This window comes from candidate division TA06 bacterium (assembly GCA_004376575.1).
Classification (GTDB): domain Bacteria; phylum Hydrothermota; class DG-26; order E44-bin18; family E44-bin18; genus E44-bin18.
On sequence record SOJN01000096.1, the window covers coordinates 1 to 1,617 of the forward strand.

Here is a 1,617-nt window from a genome sequence, read left to right on the forward strand (position 1 = left end):
CAGCCATGAGGATGTGGTTTGAATCTGTGTAAATCTTGTGTAATCTCGTGGTTTCGAGTGTTGTGCTTGAACTCTATGTAAAATTGGACCATCTGACGTCCTTCGCGATTAGTACCTCGTACTTCCCAGAGGGGAGATTGGTGTTGAAGGGTGAAGTTTAGGGGTATATAGTGTACCAAATGGCTCTGCGATCCCTCAAAAAGGGCGTAATATATGGCCCCGTGCATTCCAAGAGGCTGGGCAGGTCGCTTGGATTGAACATTCTTCCTCCTGACAGGAAGGTCTGTACCTTCGACTGCGTCTACTGCCATTACGGCCATACTGTTGTACAGCCTTTTGAGCTTCCAGAACCCCGGTTTATCGAGGAGGAGCTGAGGGAGTATCTTTCAGAAGAGCCGGAGATTGATTTCATAACATTTGCGGGTCACGGTGAGCCCACGCTCCACATGGACTTCTTGGAAATAGTCAAGAGAGTGAAGAAACTGAGAGACGAAATGGCTCCGAATGTGAAGATCGCGCTTCTTACAAATGCATCGAAGCTGTCCAGGCCGGATGTGGCGGGAGCATGCGAACTGATTGACTCTCCCATATGTAAACTGGACGCCGGAGATGAGGAGACATTCAAGAGAATCAGCAGGCCAATGCCTCGCATCTATCTTGAGGATATAATATCCAATATCAGGGCTACGCCAAGAGCGGTGATACAGGCCATGATCATTGAGGGTTCGACAACGAACGCCAGCGATGAACAGATCAAAAGTCTTGTAGATGCCATAAAGAAAGCAAAGCCAACATTTGTACAGGTGTACTCCATAGACTTTCCCTTTCCGGATGGTTCACTGATGCCAGCTGCGAATGAGAAGCTTGAGAGAATCGCCCGGGTGATCAAAGAGGAGACCGGAATAGACTCAGAGGCGTACTGGGAATCAAAATGAATGAAGTGTATTTTATTTCAGATGCCCATCTGGGCATAGAGTCACCCGGAAAGGAAGGCAGGAAGAAGAATGCGCTCCTGTCATTTCTGAAGGAAGTTGCCAGTAAGGGCAGCGGCCTTTACATTCTTGGAGACTTGTACGATTTCTGGTTTGAATACAGAAGAGGAGTGTCCGTCCTGGACAGCAGAATTGCAGAGGCTCTTTCGAGTCTCGCTTCAAAAGGGATAGACGTCACCTATGTTGGTGGCAACCACGACTATTGGCTCGGAAGTTACTGGGAAGAGAGAGGTATCAGGATTAGTAGAGAGCCGATAACAGTTAATATCCAGGGCAAGACTGTTCTGATGGCGCATGGCGACGGTTTGGGAGGGGCCGATCCAGCTTATCTGATGGTAAAGTGGTTACTCAGGAACAAGATTTCCATTGGCATCTACTCTCAGTTGGGAAGGCCGATAGGAAACGGTCTTGCGCTCATGGTCTCGAAGTTGAGCAGAGCCAAATCGAACAGAACGGTACCAAGGATGACTGAAGGGCTGTTGCGCTATGCGATGACCAAATTCAAAGAAGGCTGTGATATTGTAATCTGTGGACACATACATAACCCAACCCTAGTGAGAGAGAATGACCGCATCTTCTGCCTGCTCGGCGACTGGATGGAACACTTCACGTATGGAAGGATGAA

At 48.5% G+C, this 1,617-nt stretch carries 2 protein-coding genes; both read left to right on the forward strand.

Going from position 1 to position 1,617, the window contains the following annotated elements; all coding sequences use genetic code 11:
• Window positions 1-179 precede the first annotated feature (179 nt).
• A complete protein-coding gene (locus E3J62_08630) occupies window positions 180-935 on the forward strand; it encodes a radical SAM protein (protein TET45076.1) in 756 nt (251 codons plus the stop codon).
• Window positions 932-1,617: UDP-2,3-diacylglucosamine diphosphatase (locus tag E3J62_08635; GenBank protein ID TET45077.1), on the forward strand; the 686-nt coding region annotated here is incomplete at its 3' end. The genes E3J62_08630 and E3J62_08635, both read left to right, overlap by 4 nt.

Excerpts from the sequence above, each read along its gene's own strand:
- E3J62_08630 (TET45076.1), top strand. The coding sequence starts at position 180 with ATGGCTCTGCGATCCCTCAAAAAGGGCGTAATATATGGCCCCGTGCAT.